The organism is Acinetobacter sp. ANC 5378 (assembly GCF_013004315.1).
Classification (GTDB): Bacteria; Pseudomonadota; Gammaproteobacteria; order Pseudomonadales; family Moraxellaceae; genus Acinetobacter.
In genome coordinates this window covers 17,766-37,517 of sequence record NZ_JABERK010000080.1, presented here as the reverse complement: position 1 = coordinate 37,517, position 19,752 = coordinate 17,766, and the positions used below count along the sequence as shown (strand labels likewise).

Annotated in this window: 18 protein-coding genes; 8 read left to right on the top strand and 10 right to left on the bottom strand. The window is 39.3% G+C overall.

Annotated elements, in window-relative coordinates:
* Positions 1-82: 82 nt before the first annotated feature.
* The 6 genes from HLH16_RS15810 to HLH16_RS14825 all read right to left on the bottom strand — a co-directional run bounded on the left by HLH16_RS15810 (position 83) and on the right by HLH16_RS14825 (position 4,067).
* Entirely contained in the window at positions 83-331 is a 249-nt protein-coding gene (locus tag HLH16_RS15810; RefSeq protein WP_250850289.1) for a hypothetical protein, read from the bottom strand.
* Positions 332-409: 78 nt separating this feature from the next.
* A complete protein-coding gene (locus tag HLH16_RS14845; protein ID WP_250850288.1) occupies positions 410-1,087 on the bottom strand; it encodes a hypothetical protein in 678 nt (225 codons plus the stop codon).
* A gap of 66 nt (positions 1,088-1,153) precedes the next feature.
* Positions 1,154-1,696, bottom strand: coding sequence for a gamma carbonic anhydrase family protein (locus tag HLH16_RS14840; protein ID WP_171529897.1), 543 nt, complete (start codon positions 1,694-1,696; stop codon positions 1,154-1,156).
* Positions 1,697-1,809: 113 nt separating this feature from the next.
* The gene (dacC, locus tag HLH16_RS14835) at positions 1,810-2,958 is read right to left on the bottom strand and encodes a D-alanyl-D-alanine carboxypeptidase PBP5/6 (RefSeq protein ID WP_131286817.1); all 1,149 of its coding nucleotides are present in this window, start codon (positions 2,956-2,958) and stop codon (positions 1,810-1,812) included.
* A 115-nt stretch (positions 2,959-3,073) separates the two neighbouring features.
* Positions 3,074-3,463 (bottom strand): MCR_0457 family protein, encoded by a 390-nt coding sequence (locus tag HLH16_RS14830; RefSeq protein ID WP_171529894.1) that lies wholly within the window; start codon positions 3,461-3,463, stop codon positions 3,074-3,076.
* Between the two features lie 229 nt (positions 3,464-3,692).
* Positions 3,693-4,067: an MCR_0457 family protein gene (locus HLH16_RS14825; protein ID WP_171529893.1), complete on the bottom strand. Its 375-nt coding sequence runs from the start codon at positions 4,065-4,067 to the stop codon at positions 3,693-3,695.
* Between the two features lie 112 nt (positions 4,068-4,179).
* On the opposite strand from HLH16_RS14825, the gene surE reads away from it, so the two are divergent.
* The 3 genes from surE to HLH16_RS14810 all read left to right on the top strand — a co-directional run bounded on the left by surE (position 4,180) and on the right by HLH16_RS14810 (position 6,903).
* Positions 4,180-4,950, top strand: a complete 771-nt coding sequence (gene surE / locus HLH16_RS14820) for a 5'/3'-nucleotidase SurE (protein ID WP_171529892.1) — start codon at positions 4,180-4,182, stop codon at positions 4,948-4,950.
* Between the two features lie 115 nt (positions 4,951-5,065).
* On the top strand, positions 5,066-5,881 hold the full coding sequence (locus HLH16_RS14815) for a peptidoglycan DD-metalloendopeptidase family protein (protein ID WP_171529891.1): 816 nt from the start codon (positions 5,066-5,068) through the stop codon (positions 5,879-5,881).
* A 92-nt stretch (positions 5,882-5,973) separates the two neighbouring features.
* Entirely contained in the window at positions 5,974-6,903 is a 930-nt protein-coding gene (locus tag HLH16_RS14810; protein ID WP_171529890.1) for a LysR family transcriptional regulator, read from the top strand.
* Positions 6,904-6,965: 62 nt separating this feature from the next.
* On the opposite strand, the gene HLH16_RS14805 is transcribed toward HLH16_RS14810, so the two are convergent.
* Positions 6,966-8,177 carry an aspartate aminotransferase family protein gene (locus HLH16_RS14805; protein WP_171529889.1) on the bottom strand — a complete coding sequence of 404 codons (1,212 nt, stop codon included), beginning with the start codon at positions 8,175-8,177 and terminating at the stop codon, positions 6,966-6,968.
* Between the two features lie 162 nt (positions 8,178-8,339).
* Here HLH16_RS14805 and grxD point away from each other — a divergent pair, with 162 nt between their 5' ends.
* Positions 8,340-8,681, top strand: coding sequence for a Grx4 family monothiol glutaredoxin (gene grxD / locus HLH16_RS14800; RefSeq protein ID WP_067725102.1), 342 nt, complete (start codon positions 8,340-8,342; stop codon positions 8,679-8,681).
* Positions 8,682-8,764: 83 nt separating this feature from the next.
* On the opposite strand, the gene HLH16_RS14795 is transcribed toward grxD, so the two are convergent.
* Positions 8,765-11,377, bottom strand: a complete 2,613-nt coding sequence (locus tag HLH16_RS14795) for a Lon protease family protein (RefSeq protein ID WP_214646724.1) — start codon at positions 11,375-11,377, stop codon at positions 8,765-8,767.
* Positions 11,378-11,581: 204 nt separating this feature from the next.
* Between HLH16_RS14795 and HLH16_RS14790 the strand changes: the two genes are divergently transcribed.
* From HLH16_RS14790 to rpmE, 4 genes are all read left to right on the top strand, one after another.
* A complete protein-coding gene (locus tag HLH16_RS14790; RefSeq protein WP_171529887.1) occupies positions 11,582-13,729 on the top strand; it encodes an AmpG family muropeptide MFS transporter in 2,148 nt (715 codons plus the stop codon).
* A gap of 14 nt (positions 13,730-13,743) precedes the next feature.
* On the top strand, positions 13,744-14,145 hold the full coding sequence (gloA, locus tag HLH16_RS14785; RefSeq protein ID WP_171529886.1) for a lactoylglutathione lyase: 402 nt from the start codon (positions 13,744-13,746) through the stop codon (positions 14,143-14,145).
* Between the two features lie 230 nt (positions 14,146-14,375).
* A complete protein-coding gene (locus HLH16_RS14780; RefSeq protein WP_171529885.1) occupies positions 14,376-15,374 on the top strand; it encodes a bile acid:sodium symporter family protein in 999 nt (332 codons plus the stop codon).
* 202 nt (positions 15,375-15,576) lie between these two features.
* Positions 15,577-15,807, top strand: a complete 231-nt coding sequence (gene rpmE / locus HLH16_RS14775; RefSeq protein ID WP_067725111.1) for a 50S ribosomal protein L31 — start codon at positions 15,577-15,579, stop codon at positions 15,805-15,807.
* 87 nt (positions 15,808-15,894) lie between these two features.
* Here the strand turns inward: rpmE and HLH16_RS14770 are convergent, their stop codons facing one another.
* Both HLH16_RS14770 and HLH16_RS14765 read right to left on the bottom strand, forming a co-directional pair.
* A complete protein-coding gene (locus tag HLH16_RS14770) occupies positions 15,895-18,012 on the bottom strand; it encodes an EAL domain-containing protein (RefSeq protein WP_171529884.1) in 2,118 nt (705 codons plus the stop codon).
* Positions 17,994-19,739, bottom strand: coding sequence for a cyclic-di-GMP receptor FimW-related protein (locus HLH16_RS14765; RefSeq protein ID WP_171529883.1), 1,746 nt, complete (start codon positions 19,737-19,739; stop codon positions 17,994-17,996). The genes HLH16_RS14770 and HLH16_RS14765 overlap by 19 nt, the downstream gene beginning before the upstream one ends.
* Positions 19,740-19,752: the final 13 nt, after the last annotated feature.

The window sequence follows — 19,752 nt, the reverse complement described above, 5'->3', positions numbered from 1 at the left end:
ATTTGAATGATTTCTTCTTGGTCTACGTGCCATAAAATACTCCATATATTGATGTTTATAACATCATTTGGGGAGCAAAATATCACTTATAAGTGTTGTTCAAATTTCCTGATCCACCTCTCATATAAATATTACGATGGTTTGAATGTTTAACCTCTAAGTTGCCAACACCACAGCACATATCCCAAATGATGTAATCTTTTTGCCAGTTCTTACCCAGAATTTCACTGAGTTTGTCATACGCCTTATCTACAACATGCAATGGAGTATAAAATGCGCCTTTAAAACTGCGTTCGTCCAACGGAATTAAACTGTCACGGCGCTCAAGCAAATAGTTCCTGTATTCTTCTTTTGGAGGTCTATTATAAATAGCCCAAAATTGACGGTATCCCTCCTTATTACCTAATTCCTATATATGACCATTCAACATAAATGCTGGTTTATTGTCGATAAATATTAAACGTGCTGGTAAATCTTTGTGAGTACTTACAGTACCATCATTCATAATATCGGCAAAAAATAGTAAAGCATAATCGTCATCTGCTACACCTACTAACTCTTTACCTATCATTTTCACCCATTTGTCGAACACCTGCTTTAAGTTATCAGGCGTGATATGTGTGCGGATGATGTCACCAGACTTAATTGCAGTTTTTACGGTGGATATGAATTCTTCCTCATGGGTAGCCAATTTGAAAGATACAAAGTATGTCCCGATGTAGGTAGAAATGGCTTCGAGTGCTTCTTGTGTATATTGACTGGCAGACTTGCCCCATTTTACGGTTTTCTTTTCTAAAAATGGAATTACGTCACTGCTTTTCATAATTGCAGCTTTTTCGGTATCAATCACCGCAAGAAATGGAGGAACAGTTTCCCCTTTATTCAGCGATTGTTGTACATAGTGCAAAAGTTGAGTAAACATAGCATAACTGCTGTGTTTACCAGTATCTTTCGCTTCAAACCAAATTTCTTCTGTTTGAATGTCGATTAAACCCTTGGTATAACCTTTTAGTCCTAATGTTTTAATATAGGCATCTTTAACATCTTCTTCACTTTTTACTTTTTTTAAAGATTCATACAGCGACATTTTAAAACCCTAGAGTAAATATTTTTGCTATTAAGTAAAAAAAACTATCTTCTACATAATCACTAATCAGTCTGTTTGATCCAAATAATTCCCCGCCACCTTCACATAATGACGCGCTGAATAAGGTAAAAACTCTTTTTCTTTATCTGTGAGTGGACGGGCTTTTTGTACCGGACTACCGACATATAAATAACCACTTTCAAGACGTTTACGTGGTGGCACCAAAGAACCTGCACCAATCATGACATCATCTTCAATAATCACGTCATCTAAAACAATGCTGCTGATGCCGACCAATACACGATTTCCAATGGTACAGCCATGTAATTTCACGTGATGTCCAATGGTGACATCTTCGCCAATAATTAGCGGTGAGCCTTCAGGCTTGTCGGCTTTTTTATGACTGACATGCAACATCGCATGATCTTGGACATTGGAATTTTTGCCAATATGAATATGATTCACATCACCACGAATCACCGCAAAAGGCCACACCGATACATTTTCAGCCAAAGTCACGTCACCAATTACCACGGACATTTCATCAATGTAGCAAGTGGCATCAATTTTAGGATGGTGATCTAAGTAAGGGCGAATATTCTTTTTCATCATTAGAAGTCAGGGCAATAGTTATGTGGTCATTATAAAATAAAAAAAGCACCCATACCGAAGTAGGAGTGCTTTCTCTTTAGTTTAAGACTGAATTAAAACTTTAAATTTAATTAAAACAAGTTACTAAAGAATTGTTTGATATGGTCGATCATTTTTGCAAAGAAACCTGCTTCTTCAACGTCTTGAAGTGCAACAAGTGGTTTCTCTGAAATGACTTTACCATTAATGCTGGCTACATATTTACCAACCACTTGACCTTTTTTAAGCGGTGCAGTGAGTTTAGGTTGAACAACCAATTGGGTTTTGATCGCGTTGGCCTGACCTTTCTGCATGGTAACGTTGAAGTTTTCGGCTAAGCCAATTTGAACGTCATTGCTTTTACCATACCAAACTTTCGCTTTAGCCAAGACCTGATTCGCAGGTTGAACTTTAACGGTTTCAAAGTTTGCATAACCCCAAGCCAAAATTTCACGTGTTTGAGATGCACGCTCGTTCATGCTTGGCGCACCAAAAATCACTGAAATTAAACGCAATGGACCACGTTTGGCAGAAGTGGTTAAACAGTAACCTGCTTCTTCAGTATGACCCGTTTTTAAACCGTCTACACTTGGGTCGGTATAAAGCAAGGCATTACGGTTGCCTTGTTTAATGCCGTTAAAGGTAAATTCTTTTTCAGAGTAGATTGGGTAATATTTTGAGCTGTCATGAATGATATGTTGTGCAAGTGTCGCCATATCTTTTGCAGTCGAGTAGTGACCTTCAGCAGGCATACCGGTTGCATTGATGAAGCTGGTATTGGTCATGCCGATACGTTTTGCTTCTTCATTCATCATGTGAGCAAAAGTACCTTCATTCCCAGCAATATGTTCTGCCATGGCTTTAGAAGCGTCATTACCTGACTGGATGATAATCCCGCGGAGCATTTCCAATGCTGTTGCAGTACCGTTAAGCGGTACATACATACATGATTCCGTGCTACTGCCACGACACCATGCCGATTCGTTCATACGAACTTTTTCATTTTCCGTGAGATCACCGCTCAATAACTTCTGTTCGATGATGTAACTGGTCATCATCTTGGTCATTGAAGCAGGGGCTAATTTTTCATTTTCATTTTTTGCTGCGAGGATTTGCCCCGTCTCATAGTCCATCAAAACATAAGATTTATTATTGAGTTCTGGTGGTGCAGATAAGACAGTTGCTGCGTATGTGAAACTCGGTAAAAGTAATAATGCAGCAAGGGCGCTTTTTCTGGTCATTCTAGGTGGTTCCAATACGTGAATAAGGCACAAAGAGCCTAGCATTCTAGGATAAAGCTAGGCCGACTTCTATGGGGAAATCGGCTTATTTCAAAAGTATTGTAACCAATTTGTGTCAATTGTTATAAGTCGTCAGTTCTTGGCAAATTTCTTTGTTTTTCGAGTCGCCGGCTTTTTTCGCATCAGTACGAGCTTCAGCTAAAATGGATTTAAATTTTTTCTCTTTACTCAGCTTAGATAAAGCTGAAACAGCATCTTTTTCCTGGGGTAAATATTCCTGCGCAAGTTTGGAATATCCTCTCGAAAACTGCGCATCATCTTTCACTAGACTTGGGCAGACTTCTGACAGCACATAAATAGCTGCAAGTTCTTGTTGGGTCACTTTTTGAATCGGTGTGACTTCAATATTTTCATCTTGTTGTGTGGCAGCGTGAGTCACTGAAAGTGACATTACAGCAGTGGTCAATAGACCCAAAGAAAGAGATTTGAACATGGATGATTTCATTTAAGCAGACCTAAATTATTTAAAAATATAACAATATAAATAAGCTTAACGATATTTTTAGTAATTGTAAGTACACAAATGTATTGAAGCTGTTGAAAATTGAAGAATCAATGAATGAAATTTGACTTATATTTATTTTATAAAAAAGGGCATGAAGATGGATAATCTGCATGCCCTTTTATAGAATGCTCAATACGTTGAGTATTCTAGACAGATGATCTGCTGTGAATTATGCGTCGTAATTGATTACGTCATCACAAACTGATTTTTGTTCATCTTTGCTGGTTTCTTTTGCAGCTTGACGCGCTTCATCAAGAACAGACTTATATTCTGTATCTGCTTGAATTTTATCGTAAGTCATCGATTTATCTGAATAGTCTTGCAGGTAAGACTGAATGAGCTGATGAATATTGTGATCAAATTTTGCATTTTTACCAACAATTGCAGGGCATACTTCAGCCATAACTTGAGTCGAAGCAATGTCTTCTTTAACAATAGTATTGGCTTCTGCTTGAGTTAAGCCTTCATCGGCTAAAACAGCTTGTGATAGTAACGCTGCAAAACCTAAACCCAAGAAGCTACGAAATGAGATCGTTGTAATCATTTTTTAGTCACACATTTTGAATGGATGTCGAGGGTTAAATATATATAATTCTTTATCTTATTCAATCAAATGTTCTGACCAGTCATTTTTCAAACCGTTACGAGATTTTTAAGTGAATATATTAATTGCCAATGATGATGGTGTTTTTGCTCCCGGTATCCAAGCGCTTGCGCATGCTTTAGCTCCTTTGGGGCGCGTGGTGATTGTTGCACCTGAAAGTGAACGCAGTGGTTTTTCCAGTGCCTTGACTTTAGATCGACCTTTACGTCCCATTCAAATTTCACCCGATGTTTGGGCGGTAAATGGCACACCGGCAGATTGCGTGTATCTGTCTATGAATGGTTTATTTGATTTTGAATTTGATCTGGTGGTCAGTGGTATTAATAGTGGTGCCAATTTAGGCGATGATGTTCTGTATTCTGGAACCGTTGGTGCAGCTTTTGAAGGGCGTCTAATGAAACAACCTGCAATTGCAGTCTCTATGGCAGGGCAAAATGTTCGTTCTTACGAGCACCCGAAAGATTATGCTGTCGCTGCACAATGGGTGCATGATTTTATTGCGTCTGGTTTGCCTGTTTTACCTCCGCGTCACATCTTTAATGTCAATATTCCAGATGTGGCTGAATTACAAGGTTCAAAAATTACCTATCAGGGCAGACGCAGTCAATCCAAACCCATCACCAGTCATGTAGATCCACGCGGTCGTCAAGTCTATTGGATTGGTCTTTCTGGCGAGGCAGTCGCGGAGCCTAAAAAAGGCCTGACTGAAATAGACTCGGATTTTTTTGCCGTAGCAAATGGCTATGTCAGCATCACGCCGATTCAAATGGACGCTACAAATTATGACATTTTAAGCACATTGCATGCACAGTTTTCCAAATAGTTGCAAGTAGTGTTATAACTTTGTGAAAATGTAGAATTGAAATAATTTTTTATATATTTTTTTGCTAATCTTGGCGCAAATCAATAAATACATTTGTATGTAGAGAGGAAGATTAATGCACGTGGTGTCACAATATCGCTTATTTGCTGTGCCTTCAGCCTTGCTGAAAACCATTGTATTGTCTACAGCTGTTATTTCCACTGTCATTTTGAGTGGCTGTGCTTCAAAACCACAAATTCATAATGCAACCCGTTATGCAGCTGCACCAGACTACTATACCGTTCGATCTGGAGATACTTTAAGTGGGATTGCCGCACGTTATGGTCTAGCTTATACCAGCGTTGCTGATATGAATGACATAACACCGCCATATCGCATTTATGTTGGACAGTCTTTACGTTTAAAAGATTCTGGTTCACGTCGTACCACCACGACGCAAGCCGTGACACAAGCTGCACCGATCCAACGTCAAACCGTTCAACTTCCAACTACTCCAGCGAAAACCACTGCACCAGTTGTAGCCAATGTTCCAACTGCACCTGTGGCATCCTCTAAAGCATCTGCGTTACGCTGGGTCAAACCAAGCAATGGTGCAGTACTGCAAAACTTTAATTTAGCCAATAATATTAAAGGGATTCGCTATACAGGCAATGTGGGGGATACCATTTATGCAGCAGCGGATGGACAAGTGGTTTATGCAGCAGATGGCTTAAAAGAATATGGCAACCTGATTCTGATCAAGCATATTAATGGTTACATTTCAGCGTATGCACATAACAGTAAAATGAACGTGAAAAGTGGTGAAAATGTGACGGCTGGGCAGAAGATTGCGGAAATGGGTTCATCCGGTACAACCCGCACTATGCTTGAATTTCAGGTTCGTCTAGATGGCAAGCCTATTGATCCGACTAAGGTATTACCTATTAATTAAATAAAATAATGCATTACTTAAATTTCACCGTATAATACAATGAGTTGCTTTTATCGAAAGATAAAGCATCTCATAAGTTCAGAGGGAAATTTATGTTAGATCAACTTCGAGCAATGGGTGTTTTTGCTTGTGTTGTAGAAAAAAACTCGTTCAGTGGTGCAGCCCGAAATTTAGGGATCACCACCAGTGCTGTAAGTCAGCAAATTCGTTCTTTAGAACATGAGATGGAAGTTACACTTTTACATCGTTCTACCAGAAAGTTGAGTTTAACTGAAGCGGGACAAGCTTTTTTCCACAGCTGTCAAGAGATGCTCGCTGCCGCAGAGCGCGGAAAAATACGAATTAATGAGCTGCGTGATGATCTTGTTGGTGATTTACGTATTGCAACTACGCCAGAATTAGCTGCAAATCATGTCATTCCAGCATTGTCACATTGGATGTCTGCTCATCGAGGTTTGGCAGTCCATGTAGAAGCTGACAATCAATATATTGATCTGATTGACGGTCGTATTGATATTGCGTTGCGAATAAGTTCAAAAATTGAAGATAATAATTTGCATGTGGTGCCGCTTGCTCGAGTTGAGCAGGTTCTGGTTGCTTCACCGAGTTATTTGAATCAGTCAGCACCTGTTTCACGTCCTGAGGATTTAAAGCATCATGATTTAATTCCAATGAATGTGATCAAAAATTATCAATCTTTGTCATTCCAGCATGGTGTGACAAATGAAGATATTAGTTTGGAGATGCGTTCGAGATTGACCTCAAATAATGTCTTGGTTGCCAAAGCATTATGTCAGCAAGGACACGGTATCGCTCGAATTTTATATTTAGATGCACAAAAAGATTTAATCAATGGCGCTTTGGTTGAAGTTTTACCGGAGTGGAAATTACCAAGTTTTACCCTGTATGCCATTATTTCAAAACATGAACAACAGCCGATGAAAATTCATCGTTGTTTAGAGGCACTAAAACAATATTTCTGCCAATTACCCGGCGGCAGAATTTATCAAGAAGCTTCATAAAAGCCGATGAGTATGAAAAAAAGCCGCTATCAGCGGCTTTTCGTTTTTTACTGATTAAAGAATTAAGCTAAAAAGGCTTTAATCATTTTTACAAGACGAGCAATCAATTGATCTGCTTGTTCTTGGGTAATGTTTAAAGTAGGCAATAGGCGAACCACAGAACCTGCAGTCACATTAATAATTAAATGATATTCATCACGGGCAATATTAACCAGTTCACCACATTCTTTCGGTAACTCAATACCAATCATGAGACCGAATCCACGAACTGTCACGTTTTGATCACTCAGCTGTTGAGCCAGTTGCTCAACGATATAGCTTCCCATTTTCGCAGCATTTTCAACCAGATTTTCTTTCTGAATAAGATCAATCACAGTATAAACAACACGTGAACCCAATGCTGTACCGCTATAAGTTGAACCATGGCTGCCAGCAGTCAGTACACCGACACCGCGACCCTGAGTCATAACCGCGCCAATCGGGAAACCGTTACCCAAACCTTTTGCAGTGGTTAAAACATCGGGAACAATGTTGGTATGCTGGTAGGCAAAGTATTTACCGGTACGACCATTACCGGTTTGAACTTCATCAAGCATCATCAACCAGTTATGTTGATTACAGATTTTACGAATTTCTTCGAGGTAGCTAAAACCTTGAGGTGCAGTATTGACACCACCTTCACCTTGAATCGGTTCAACAAAAATAGCCACGATGTCCGGGTGGTTAATGGCTGCTTCTTCAATGGCTTCAATGTCACCAAAAGGTACGCGAATAAAACCTTCTACCAGTGGGCCAAAACCTTCCTGAACTTTTTTGTTGCCGGTTGCAGCAAGGGTCGCCATGGTACGACCATGGAAAGAACGATCTGCAACAATAATTTTAGGATTGGCAATGCCTTGCATTGATCCAAATTTACGAGCAATTTTAATTGCACCTTCATTGGATTCTGCACCGCTGTTCGAGAAGAAAATTTCTTCCATGCCTGAAACTTCAGCAAGTTTTTGTGCTGCAGCAGTTTGCCAAGGCACTTCAAACAAGTTGCTGGTGTGAATGAGGGTTGCCGCTTGATCAGCAATGGCTTCTGCAATAACAGGATGAGCATGACCTAGACCACATACCGCAATACCTGTAAGTGCATCAAAATATTCAGTGCCATCTTCTGTATAAAGATAAGAACCTCGACCGCGAACAAAGCTGATCGGCTGACGGCCAAATACTGGCATCAAGTGTGAAGGTTGATCAGATTGCACTGGGGCAAGGGTAATGTTATTCATGACTAACTCTTATCTGTTAGGTGGGAAAATAAAGGTTTATCTAAGCAAAAACTGCTACAGAATAAAAGCCCAAATGTAAATAAAAATGGAAATATTGCTTTAGTCATACTGTTTTGTTAAGTTTTGGGTATAATGCGAGGCAGATTAGTTGAGGATTTATCAATGACTGAACAAGCACGCGACACTGAAGCGTTAATTCGTGACCAAATTGCTAAACATGCAGTACTTCTTTATATGAAAGGTACGCCGCAATTCCCACAATGTGGTTTCTCTGCACGTGCGGTAGAAGCACTCAGTCAAATTGGTCGTCCATTTGCTTATGTAAACATTTTGGAAAACCAGGATATTCGCGCGACTTTGCCGCAAATTGCAAATTGGCCTACTTTCCCACAATTGTGGATTAATGGCGAATTAATTGGTGGTAGCGATATCATGCTAGATATGTTCCAAAAAGGTGAATTAAAATCTTTGGTAGAACAGCACAGCCCAGCACCTGAAGCTTAATTCAGTTGTGATGTGGTTTTAAAAAAGCGCCTGGTGGCGCTTTTTTAATGGGTTGGTTTAATGGTGCTTTTTAAAGAAGCAGATTACTCTGCTTCTGACTTATCCTTGCTGGCATTTTTAGATTCGACCACATCAGACGGAAGCGGTTGTTTTTCTGCTTCTTCTTTCAGCTTTTTTTTTGCCTTTTTCTTTTTTTTCTTTTTCTTGGTCTCTTCCTCAAACGCTGCACCATCTTCAATGGCCTGCCAATATTCAAGTTGCTCCATCACAGCAGCATAAATTGAATTTTTGCTATAGCGACCTTTCTTGTTCAACGTGCCGACAGGGCGAGCCATGAGAATTTCTAAAGCTTGGTCGATGGTTTGAATGGCATGAATATGGAATTGACCTTTTTCAACCGCTTCAATGACATCGTGTCGCAACATTAAATGTTGCATATTTTGGCGTGGAATAATCACACCTTGTTTTCCGGTTAAGCCTTGTAATTTACAAGCATCGAAGAAGCCTTCAATTTTGGCATTTACACCGCCAATAGGCTGGACTTGACCGAGCTGATTCATTGAACCTGTAATTGCCCAAGATTGGTCAATTGGCAGTTGGCTAATCGCTGATAGGAGTGCAGAAAGTTCAGCCACGGTTGCACTGTCACCATCCACCTGACCATAGCTTTGTTCGAAGGCAAGGGCAGCCGAGAAATGTAAAATCTGTTCACGACCAAAGTGCGCTTTGAGGAAACTTGACATCAATAACACACCTTTGGCATGTAAGGAGCCACCGAGTTCTACACTACGTTCAATATCCAGGATATCACCACCGCCTTGATAAACCGAAGCGGTTAAACGCGAAGGCAAACCAAATTCAACATCTGCATACTGAATCACAGAGAGGGCATTGATCTGTCCTAAACGATGACCTTTGGTTTCAATGAGCTGTGTGCCACGAGACAAATCTTCCCAGTACAATTCACGTAAATAACCGAGGCGGTACTTACGATGATCGAGTGCGGTATTGATATGTTTATCGCTAACGATTTTGTCACCCGATTTTTCCGTATGGTGATGTGCTTCGCGAATCAAATCACCCAAAGTCAAAGCATGTAATGACAATGAACTTTGATCTTCTGCCTGACGACTTGAATCGGTCAGTAAGGCAGCTAAAGCGGAACGGTCAAAAGGGAGTAATTTATCTGCTTGCACATAATCGGCAATCAGCTGCATGTACGCCTGCTCATTGCTGTCATTACGTTGTAATGTATCGGTAAAGTCGGCACGAATCTTAAAGACACTGCCCAGTTCTGGTTCTACTTCCAAAATTTCATAATAAACTTCAGGTTCTGCAAGTAAAACGACTTTTAAATTCAATGGAATAGATTGCGGTTCAATCGAAATACTGCCGGTTAAAGTCAGCATATGTTCCAGTGAAGATAGTTTCAGCTGCCCAGACTTTAATGCACGTTTTAAACCTTGCCATGCATAAGGCTGTTCAAGCAGTTGCTCCGCTTCGAGCATTAAAAAGCCGCCATTGGCTTTATGTAGCGTGCCTGGGCGAATCAGGGTGAAGTCTGTGGTAATGGTGCCATTTTGAGTAAGCTGTTCGACATGACCCAATAAATTGTAATGCGTTGGGAAGTCTTCAAAAATCACCGGTGCACCAGAATTTGGCTTATAGGACACAATGATATTGGCTTGATAACGCGCAGGCACGCGGCTAAAAAGCCCAGGCGTAAAGTCATCTTCTTCTTGCTCAAGCACAATTTCGACATTGTTAATAATGTCTTCGGCATAATATTTGAGATAGTCTTTTAAGCCTTCGACTTCACCAAATTTATTCAGGATTTGCTCGATACGCGGCATGACCACTTGTTTGGCGATATCGCGATTTAAGCTTTGTACTTTGTCACGTGCATCATCTTCCAGATCACCTAAGTGCAAGCCTAAGCGTTCCAGTTTTTTGTCCATGTAACGCATATTGGTTGAAATTTCAGCACGCTCTTTACTGTTTAGCGCATTAATTTCCTCTGGCGTCATTTCGTGAGGGGAATCATCAATGAAATGTACAGGTACAAAACAGTGTTCTTCATGACGTGTAATCAGTTTCAGATCAAGCGCTTCACCTTCTTTGGTGAGTTCAATCAGCGCTTGTTGTTGCTCATCCCCAATTTGCTGGCGAATCAGCTCAATACGGTTATGATAAATTTCTGCGGTAAAACGGCGTTCTAATTGCTTTAAGATGGTTTGCCAGGTCTGATGCAATAGCGTTTGAAATTTCGCTGCTTGACCTGAAGGAAGCTCTAACGCAATTGGTTGACGCGGCAGTTTGAAATTATTGACGTAGACCCAGTCGTTTGGTGTCGGCATGGTTTTGGCGTGTTGTTGCAATAAACGCTTGATCATGGTGCGTTTACCGAGGCCGGCCGTACCCACAGCAAAAATGTTATAGCCTGAATAAGGTAGAGCAATACCTGCTTCTACAGAGGCACGTGCGCGATCTTGCCCCAGAAAATTATTCAGGGGTTTCAGTCGACGCGTTGACGCAGGAATTTTATCGTAATTAGGAATATGCGTCAGTTGTTCAGATTTCAGTTTGGTTTTTTCTAAAGTGCTTTGTATTTCTGGTTGTTCAAATGCTGATGTTAAAATGTTTTGGCTTGGTAGTTCATTGTTGCTAATAATATTGGCAGATAAAGAAGAGTTCATTTGCTCGAGTCTTTGGGTCACTGTAAAATCCAAAACGAAATATTGCGATAGAGATTTAAAGGTATACAGGTTTGCTTGAAAAATTCAAGCAGACATGACAGTTTAATCGATAAAATAAAATAATGATTTCGTAAATATTGTTGAAACCTATCGCATTACGCGTTTGAATAGCGACATTGAGTTTTTGCAGAACATAATAAATTAATGACAACACAATCTACTGGATGGAAATCGGCCTTTACCGCCTTTCTTGATCGCCGTGCCCTTATTATGCTGTTTTTGGGTTTTTCCGCAGGTATTCCGATATTACTGATTTTTTCAAGCCTGTCTTTATGGCTCGGAGAAGCCGGAATTGATAAAAGTGCGGTCACTTTTTTTAGCTGGGCAGCACTGGGCTATTCCTTCAAGTTTGTTTGGGCACCGTTAATCGATGAATTACCTGTTCCGGTACTGACGAAAATACTCGGTCGGCGTAGGGCGTGGTTGCTGATTGCGCAGATCCTGATTATCTGTGCCATTTGTATCATGGCATTTTCAAATCCTGCTTTAGGGCAAAGTTATTTGTACCAGATGGCAGTGGGTGCAGTATTGCTGGGTTTTTCTGCTGCTACCCAAGATATTGTGATTGATGCTTACCGTATTGAACTGGCAGAAACTCAAATGCAGACGGTTCTAGCATCTACCTACAATGCAGGTTATCGCATCGGGATGATTGTAGCAGGGGCTGGTGCATTATTTTTGGCTGCCTCCTTGGGTACTGCGAAAGGCAACTATATTTATAGTGCTTGGAAGATTACCTATTTGGCTATGGCTGGGGTGATGCTGGTGGGTATTATCACCACATTGGTGATTCGTGAACCGCAAGTGAATCGGGTCTATAAAGATTATAAACGTACCGATTACTACCGTTTGGTCGCGGTATTCTTTGTGGCCGTAATCAGTTTTGTACTGAGCTATATTTTCTCTGGTAATTTAACTGAAGCGATTAAATCACAATTTGAAATTTCAGATTCTTTCTTACTTTTTTGCTTTGAAGCTTTACGTTTTATTGGTTCTGCTGCTGTTGCGTTATTGGTGGGTTCACTGCTGGTGAAAATGGGTGCCGTAAACAAACAAATGGCATTTGAAACCTGGGTCAATCCGATTGCAGATTTTTTTAAACGTTATGGCGTAAAACTGGCATTAGTGCTGTTGTTGTTGATTGGTTTTTACCGTATTTCCGACATTATTGCTGGTGTAATCTCGAATGTGTTCTATCAAGATTTAAACTTCACCAAAGAACAAATTGCGGAAGCAGTTAAAATTTACGGGGTGATTTTTAGTCTGGTTGGCGGTTTCTTGGGTGGTTTGCTGGCACAGCGTATGAACATTATGAAATTAATGTTTGTCGGTGCAGTATTAGCCAGTTCAACTAATTTGATATTCATTGGCCTGGTGAAATCAGGACAGCAAATCAATGATGTCAATGTTACGGTCGGACAGCAGAGTTATAAAGTGCAGTCCAATGAAGTTGGATATTGGAAACTTAAAGTACCGAGTCAGGTGTTGGCACAAGCGGATGAACTGCAAGTTGCTGCCCAATATCAGGACAGTTCACAAAATATCGCAGTCACGACATTGCCGTATTTAAAGCAGGACGCAAAACAATCCAGCATGCAGATATTGCCTGTGACCAGTGACAATACCATTGCTTTATATGAGAAAAATAATAGTTTGGTGATTCGTGGACAGTATTTTGGGCAACCTTTATCTGAATCTCAAAAAATTGTCTTAAGCCTCGATGGTCAAGCTTTTGATGCAAATCTGGATAAAACAGGCGTATTTAGTGCGGCAATTCCGGCTGAGGTTTTGATCAATTCAGCTTCTAAACAGCTCGTTGCTGGAGTGATTGAAAATAATCAAGTCTTGTCCACGACCCAGCATCGCTATACGACCAATATGAATTTGAGCACCGCCAAAGATTTAGAAGTTGATGTTCAGCCTTTACCCGTCGTAAATGCCCAATCCACTGACGAAGTTGAAATTACAGGCAAGGTGATTAAACCTTATAGTTCACTTTGGTTATATTTTGCCATTATCGTTGACAACCTGGCATCAGGGCTTGCAGGTGCTGCATTTATTGCATTTTTGTCGAGCTTGACCAGTGTGTCATTTACCGCAGTACAATACGCGATTTTTAGCTCACTGATGACTTTAACCCCTAAGATTTTAGGCGGTTATTCAGGTACTATAGTAAGTAATATTGGTTATCCGAACTTCTTTCTCATGACCACACTGATTGGTATTCCTATTCTAATTTTAGTGGTGTGGGTGGCGAAGTTATTACGTGAACATCAACATATAAATAGTTAATAAGGATGAATAATATGCGCATGCTGCATACCATGTTACGTGTAGGTAATTTAGAACAATCTTTAAAATTCTATACTGAAGTACTCGGTATGACTTTGCTTCGTAAACGTGATTATGAAGAAGGTCGTTTCACTTTAGCCTTTGTGGGCTATGGTGATGAAGAAAATCATACTGTGTTGGAACTCACCCATAACTGGGATACTGAAAGTTATGAACTGGGCAATGCCTACGGTCATATTGCCATTGCGGTAGATGATGCCTATAAAGCTTGTGAAGAAATTAAAGCACGTGGTGGTAATATCGTCCGTGAAGCGGGTCCTATGAAAGGCGGCGTCACCGTGATCGCTTTTGTTGAAGATCCAGACGGCTATAAAATCGAGCTGATTCAGCAAGATAAAGATGCCCGTAATAACTAATAGACTTCTTCATAAGTGTTGATACCCTGTTTATTTTTCTCCTAAAGGGCAGGAAATAAAAGAGATTTATGAAAAAAGTCTAATCATAAAGTGATATAGATAAACTAAATATTCAACATTGAGTTGAAAAACTGGCTTTATTTATTTAGCCCAGTAAGATGAAACTTTACCATCAGGTAAATTCACTTATTGGGCTTTCTTATATTTTTCAATAATTACAGGATGTAGTAATGTTCAAACTGTTGGCATTGGACCGCTTTACCATTTTGCTGATTGTCATGGTGATCTTGGCAACAATAGTTCCAGTATCAGGTCTTGCTGCAAATATCTTTGGGGTGATTACTTCTGGCGCAATTGCGATTTTATTCTTTTTGCATGGGGCAAAACTGTCCAGAGAAGCGGTCGTTCAAGGTATCATGCACTGGAAATTCCATGTGGTGGTATTTGCTTTTACATTTGCACTCTTTCCACTATTAGGGCTGTTGGCGAAGCCGCTTTTATTGCCTGTTTTGGGGCAGGAGTTGTACTGGGGCTTTTTGTTCATGTGCTTCTTGCCATCGACAGTGCAATCTTCTATTGCATTTACCTCAGTTGCAAAAGGCAATGTGGCCAGTGCTGTATGTAGTGCTTCATTTTCCAATATTGTCGGGATGTTCATTACTCCTGTATTGGTCAGTTTCTTTATTTTAGGTCAGTCGCAACATGGCTTTGACCCAACATCTTCGATTCTTCAAATTACCTTATTGTTACTGGTTCCATTTATATTGGGGCAGATATTACGCCCTTATGTTTATCCGTATATGTTGAAATTACCGGGGATCGTCAAAGCATTCGATCAGGGCACTATTTTGATGGTGGTTTATGGTGCTTTTAGCGGGGCAGTTGTTGCAGGATTGTGGGACGTAGTGAGTTGGGAAACGTTGTTTGTTTTGACTTTAGCATGTTCTGTATTTTTAACTATTATCATGCTGTTGGCTTTATACATCCCAAAATGGTTGGGTTTTAACCGGGAAGATCAAATTGCAATGTTTTTTTGCAGTTCTAAAAAAACTTTAGCCAGTGGTGTCCCGATGGCACAAATTTTATTTATCGGGCAGCCTTTAGGGATGATTGTGTTACCGATTATGATTTTTCACCAAATTCAGCTTATGGTATGTGGTGTCATTGCCAATTATTGGTCGAAGCACAATTTGGATGAATTTAAAGCTGTAGATGAGTTAAAAGAATAATTCGCTATCTGATATTTTTTGCCGTATAATTACGCCCACTTGTTGTGCTTAGCTCTGGCGGTATCCGTCTCGGTGGGCCAAAAGAATGGTCTGTTATGGTGTTGGTCTCGCTTTTTTTGAAGAAGCTTTTTTCCTCATGAATCATGAGAGTGATCAATTGCGATGACAGCATAAGCCTTTCTTAACTTAGGAGTAATCGACGATGCGCGCCGATATTCACCCAAAATATGAAACATTAGTTGCTACTTGTTCATGTGGTAACGTAATCGAAACTCGTTCAGCGATTGGTAAAGAAACTCTTTACCTTGACGTATGTTCAGCTTGCCACCCATTCTATACTGGTAAACAGAAGAATGTTGACCAAGGTGGTCGTATCGACAAGTTCAAACAACGTTTTGCTGGTATGTCACGTTCTATCAAACGTCCTGACTAATACCGTCAAATTAAAAAAACGGGCAATATGCCCGTTTTTTTATGCCTGAAATTTATGTATTTTGCAGCAAAATAATGCATACAAGACCTATTGGTCTTGTACATCAATCAGGTGATCCAGTTTTTTCTGGAAATAATCGCCTTGAATAAAGCGTGCATCAACATTCCAGGCATTGGCGAAAAGCGTCATATCGTTTAATTCACGCAGCATGATTTCAACCGGTTTAATTTCTTGGAAAGTTTTGATTTTTTCCTGTAATTCCTCAGTAGATTGCTCTGTATTTAACATTTCAGTCAGTGTGCTGTGTAATGTTAAGCAGTTGATATCTAGTTGACGTAAAGCAGATTCACTATAAATAGTATTACCAAAGTCTCGTAATGCTATTTTGGCACCAAACTGGTGTAGCTGCGCTATATATTTTTGCGCATCTGAAAGATTCTGAGTTAGATCTTCTTCTGAAAATTGTAAAATCAGCGGATGGCTTAATTTACTGCGTACAATCGTAATCAGTTTGGAAATAAATTCAGGGAAAGTTCGATCATGAAATAACACTTCTTTATTTAAATTCACAATCAATTTTGCTTCAGGATATTGGGTAATAAAATTATGCAATTGCTTGCATGATTCAACTAATATCCAGCGATCCAGTTTAATCGATAATTCCGGATCTTCTTTTAGCTCTCTTAAACCTGATAAGTCTTTCCATGAGTTTTCAAAAATGAAACCACTGGTCACTTCATAGGTATATAAGTTGCTATCTTGCTTGTCATAGAGTTGTTGATATTTAAGATGAATTTCTCCACGCTCTAAGCTTTTTTCTAAAGCTTTAATTAATGAAGATTCAGGTGAAGAAATTAATGGCTTAGTTTCTGGACGCTGAATTTCCATCGTTGGAATATCTAAATGCGTTTCTAACTCAAGCTCTGGAGTCGATTCATTTTGTGGTAAAGTCGTGTTGTAAGCTGAATTAATAAATTTTTCAAAATGGCTTTCATCACGAATTTCACTATCTAATATCACATAACCAATTTTTAAATTAAGCGGGTAACTAGATTGATTAACTGTCAATAATTGTGGCTTGGTGAGTGAGCTTAAACCAATAAGCTTGGATTCTAATTTTGCTTTAGATTCTGCCTGGAATAAACCGGCTAAAATACCGGGTGAAACTTTAAATAAGGGAACATGGGTTTGTTCTTTTAAAAACGCTTCTATTTGACTGAAATAGTTTTTTGAAGTGACCCAATTACCTTCGAAAATAGCTTCAGGGCAAGAGGTTAGAGAGAAGAGTACAAGTGCATTAATATCAGAAGGCTGTTTAGTAATAGTTCGGTTAATTAACTGATAGGTATTTGGTTTTTGTACATTTTTATCAGTTGTTCCAGATGCTGCGTTGCTCGCTTCTGAAGTTTCGATATCGATGGTAATTTGTAATGCATCTTCATCCGTAGCGGGTAAAAATTCGATCTTAAGCGGATTTGGAATAGAAACATGATCATTTAATGTGGCGATTTCTAATCGACCTAAATCAAACTGACCTTGAGTAATTTTTTTAAAGCGTAACTTGAAGTCGTTCAAATCTTTCGGTTGTAACAAATCGAGCAAAGGAAGACCTACGATATCTTCCTCATTTTTAATCCCAAACAGTTGTAAATACTCAGGATTGGCCTGAATGTGAATGCCTTCTTGAATAAGCGCAACGGCCTTGTTGCTATCATGTACCAAAGATTGTGCATGGGTTTGTGCAGACTCTAATTCATCCATTAAATGTTGTTGAGTAAGCATTAAACGACTGAATGAAAGTGCACGAAGTAAGCCAAGATAAAAACGATCTGGATAATCCAGATTTAAAATGTCGTAAATGCCTTTATGAATATAACCCGCATATTGCTCTGCCTGATAATCCTCTGGTTTTAGAAGGATAACCGGCAAGTTTGGTTGTTTTGATAATTGGATTAAACTTAAGGCTTGTTCGTATTTTAAGTCATAGGCACGGCCAAAAATGACCAGATCCCAATTTTGATGTAATTGTTTTTCAAAAGTTTGTAAATCATCCAGCAATGTTGCCTGTACAATATGTCCACTCGACGTTAAAAGATCACGAATTTGGTTAAAACGTATTTGATTATCATCGATAATGAGTAAACGTGTTTCGGTACGTTTTAACTTTTTAGACAATAATGGATTTCTCACTTCAATGCTTCCCATAAATCGTGATTCTTGATTTCATTCATTTGTTTGTTGATGAAGTTTGTGATCAGGCTTTCTTGCTGATCATTCAGTAACTCAAATTCAAAACGAATAAAACTTTGAGTAATAAGCTGTGCTTTGGTTAGGTAAATTTTTAGTTCTTCTTTTCCTAATCGCAAATGAATGGTTTGTTTTTCTCTAAACATGTGCGAGCCCGATACAATTAAACTGGTCGAAACATTATCAAGTTGAGAGGCTTGAATGATAAGAGCAGGTTGGTAGTTACTGCTGTTACGCTCAGTTTTCACCATGACTGAGCAGGGGAATAAATCTTGAGCTAATACTTCAAGCCCAAGTTCCAAACTTTTTTCTGTCGACTGTTTAATCCAGCGAACCACACCGCCACGCCAAGGGCTATTGGTATTTTCCTGAATTAAAATAAATTCCCCGGTTTTTAAATTTGAAGGTGTAGCACCGGTCCACTTAATTCTGTAACCATTGACACTGATATCCAGCACATCAGCTGAATAGATTTGTTTTGCTTCCCGATCCAGAACTTTAGCTGTATTGGTTCCAGCAGGAATATTGGAATTCATGGAGTTGATAAAGCTACTTTCATTTTGGAATTGATAATTATTTTCTAAATCCAAAGTTTCTTGAAAGTTTTTACCTTTAGAGAGGTAAAAGTGCGCTACAGAAAGACTAAAACAGATCTGCAATTGTGCTGAATATTCGTAGCGCTCATGGCGACGTTCAATATTGGTTGTAAGTAGGTTATGGATATGAAAGTGTAATGCTGGGGTCAGAAATAACTTTTCATTACGCGACAAATAACCCGCCTTTTTAGTTTGGGTCTCAGATAGATGATCCAATAAATGCTGCGTTGAAATATAAATGGTCGGCTTGTAAAGACTCGCCTGATTGGTGTTAAAAACCGGTGGATGATCTTTATTGGTATCTACAATATAGCGAGAAAGCGTAGTTTCTTTCGGTAAAATGTGAACCAGTTTTGCCCAGTCAAAACTACATAAATATAAGCCTTGCATTTCTGATGGGCGAATTTGATGCGTATTGAAAATATCCAATAAAATAAGCTGTGAATAAGCGTGAGCAATCGTTTGTAATTGATGCTGCGTATCTAAAATTTGATTGATATTGGTTTGATAAAAATTATTATTAATCGCACATTCGAGCAATTGATGCGCGATCAGCCATTGACCAAATAACGGTGTGCTATACAACAAATGTTGTTGGTAAAGTAGTAATGCGAGTTGCTGTAATGCGTAATAAGTTGCAACAATTCTGGCCGTCTGTAAACTTTTCTTTTGATTAAAGGCAAAGATAGAAAACTTTTGCAGGCTTAATTGGGTATTACAACGTTTTGAAATATCGATATAAATTTTGGCGAAATGGCTACGCAAAAGCATCGCTAATTCAATAATTTGATCACTACGGTCGTTTGTGATCAAACCTTGATTAAAAAAATGCTTTTCCAGACTGATCAATACATTATCAATCGTTGGATGTAATATTTGAATTAAATCAAAACGCAGCATTTCTGGGCATTTAAGCTCTGATATTTCCAGTAACGCATTGAAAAGTTCTTTTGAAGAATTTCCGAGTTGTAGAATGGATAAATTAGATACCCATTCTTGTAGCCCTTTTGCATTAGATGGACAAAAGCTCAGTTGTTCCAACTTTAATTCTGTTGGCGTTTGGAAGATATCTGAAGTACTCATAAGCATCGTTATTATTTAA